The organism is Streptomyces sp. NRRL F-4489 (assembly GCF_001509485.1).
GTDB lineage: Bacteria > Actinomycetota > Actinomycetes > Streptomycetales > Streptomycetaceae > Streptomyces.
The window spans coordinates 1-2,300 of the sequence record NZ_LLZI01000144.1 but is presented as its reverse complement, the minus strand read 5'-3'; the positions used below and the strand labels follow the sequence as shown (position 1 = coordinate 2,300).

The following is a 2,300-nucleotide window of genomic DNA, read 5'->3' as shown; positions in this document are numbered from 1 at the left end:
GTGGACAGGGGGGTGGGGTTCGAGTGGGGGCACGTAGCATGGCCGGATGATCGAAAAGCGGGCCGGGCGGGCGGCCGGAACCTCCGCGCGACAGTGCCGGGTCACCGTCTGCCGTGGCTGCTGCTGCGGGAACGCGGCGAAGATTCCGGGCGTTGATCACGGTGGACAGATACCTCGGCTGCGGGCCGCGCTCGACGGGGCGGCGCCGGTCCGGGCCTCGGACTGCCTGGACGTCTGCGATCAGGCGAACGTGGTCGTGGTGCAGCCGTCGGCGGCCGGCCGGGCCGCGGGCGGGCGGCCGGTGTGGCTGGGGCTGGTCAACGACGATGACGCGCTGGCCGATATCGCCGCGTGGATACGCGCGGGTGGGCCGGGGATCGCGGAGCCGCCGGGGGTGCTGGAGCTGTACACGCTGCGGGTCTCCCGCCGGGTACGGGAGCAGATGGACGGGAGCTGACGGGGGCGTCGTTCACTCGCATCTCCTTCCCGTCGCCCACTCCTGTCGCCCACTCCCGTCGCCCACTCGCATCATCCACTCGTCGTTCACTCTCTGTGAGGTCTTGGGAACAACGCGCGGTCGGTGGTCGTTGCTGAAGTAAGGCAACCGCATCGACTGCTCGGTGCGGTCGGGGTTTCGACGAGACGGGGAGCTGGGGGATGGCTGAGTGGGTGGACTGGTCTGCGCCGCTGGTGATCTCTGAGAGCGGGAGCGGCTGCGGGTTTCGGCTCGGGGGCGGGCGTGCGAGCGGGCGTGCGGAGGTGTTCGCTGGTGGTGTGAGCACTCCCCCGCCGAGCCCGCGGCGAGCGGCGCCGGGGCGTTCTCGGCACGGGCCGCTGGCGCGCGGATCCTTGGCGCACGGGCCCTTGGCGCGCGCCCGCGGCCGGGTGCTGGTCGTCGCGGAGGATGCGGCGGTCGCTGCGGCCGTCACCGCTCAGCTGGCACGTGAGGGGTGCACCGCCGCGTACGCCACCGATGGGTTCACCGCGCTGGAACGGGCCGCGGAATTCCGGCCGCAGGCCGTTGTGCTCGATGGCGCCTTGCCAGGCATCGACGCGTTGGGGTTGCGGCACCGGCTGGGGCGGGGTGGTGGCGGTGATGGGGGCGGCGGTGGCCGGGCGGTTCCCGTGATTCCGCTGGCGGGTGGGCCAGAGCGTGGGGGTGGTGGTGAGCGGGATGTTGTGGCGCGGGTGGGAGCGGCGTTGCGGCAAGGCGCGGGCGGGGCGCCGGCCGGTGGCGGTGGGCGGGGGCTGCGGGTCGGGGACCTGAGCGTCGAGCCCGGGAGCGGGCGCGTGGTGCGTGCTGGGCGGGAAGTGACGCTGGAGCGCGGCGAGTTCGAGCTGTTGGTGTTTTTGATGCGGCATCCCGGGCGGGTGTTCTCACGGGAGCAGTTGCTGAGACGGGTTTGGGGGCGGGACTTCGGGGATTTGGCTGCGGTGGCGGTCCGGGTGAACCGGTTGCGGGCGAAGCTCGCGGTGGACCCGTCCGCGCCGCCGGTACTGACGGAGGTGTGGGGATCCGGCTACCGCTTCGACCCAGGGGGCGGGGATGTCGTGGGAGCCGGGGCCGGAGGCGGTGGCGCGACAGGGGCGCAGGACGGGGATGGCGGCGAGAGCGGGGAGACGGTTGCGGTAACTGGGGTGGGGTGGAGTGGAGGTGGGCGTTATAGATCTCGATAACCCCGTCCATCCGGCGGCCACCCGCGCACCCGGCGGATCAGCTGAGCGGTGATACGGCGCCCGCGTCAGGGGCACGAGTCGATGCGTACCGAGCCGATGGTGGCGGGCGGGGTGAAGAAGATCGGGGTCTGGCCCTGCCTGATGACGCTGCCCGCGCAATTGGCGAACCGGAAGACGGTCAGGCTGCCCTGAGCGGAGCCGTTCCCCAGGGCGATGCCGCGGATGCCGAAGCGCACGGAAGGGGTGACGCACTGCCCAGCGGTGACCTGCCGGGAACTGACACCGGAGGTGCTGTCGATCTGGAGTGTGCAGGTCCTCACGGGTGCGGCCGACGCGGCGGTCGCCAGTACGAGCGCCAGTCCGAGTGAGCCGAAAGCACCGCCACCACGGGCGAGTTGACGGGAAAGGCGTGACATGAAGTCCCCTTTCGGAACCTGATGCACCGCCGTCCGGATGTCGGGTGATACGTACGTGCGATGTGGAATGAATCATCCGATGGGGTGATAGGTGGCGCAATCACTCACAAGAGTGGGGGATTGCGAAGCCCCGCTGCGATCCAGTCCGAGGGAGCTATCGGACAGCTCCTAGAGGTGGGGGGCTTGGTTGGTGGTGGGGGCGGAGGG

The 2,300-nt window shown here is 71.3% G+C and carries 3 protein-coding genes; 2 read left to right on the top strand and 1 reads right to left on the bottom strand.

Annotation, left to right across the window (positions count from 1 at the left end):
• The first annotated feature begins 46 nt into the window (after positions 1 to 46).
• Positions 47 to 457: a hypothetical protein gene (locus tag ADL22_RS13355; RefSeq protein WP_079064096.1), complete on the top strand. Its 411-nt coding sequence runs from the start codon at positions 47 to 49 to the stop codon at positions 455 to 457.
• Between the two features lie 200 nt (positions 458 to 657).
• A complete protein-coding gene (locus tag ADL22_RS36660) occupies positions 658 to 1,677 on the top strand; it encodes a winged helix-turn-helix transcriptional regulator (RefSeq protein WP_079064095.1) in 1,020 nt (339 codons plus the stop codon).
• A 65-nt stretch (positions 1,678 to 1,742) separates the two neighbouring features.
• Here the strand turns inward: ADL22_RS36660 and ADL22_RS35350 are convergent, their stop codons facing one another.
• A complete protein-coding gene (locus tag ADL22_RS35350; RefSeq protein ID WP_159048657.1) occupies positions 1,743 to 2,093 on the bottom strand; it encodes a hypothetical protein in 351 nt (116 codons plus the stop codon).
• Between the last annotated feature and the right edge of the window lie 207 nt (positions 2,094 to 2,300).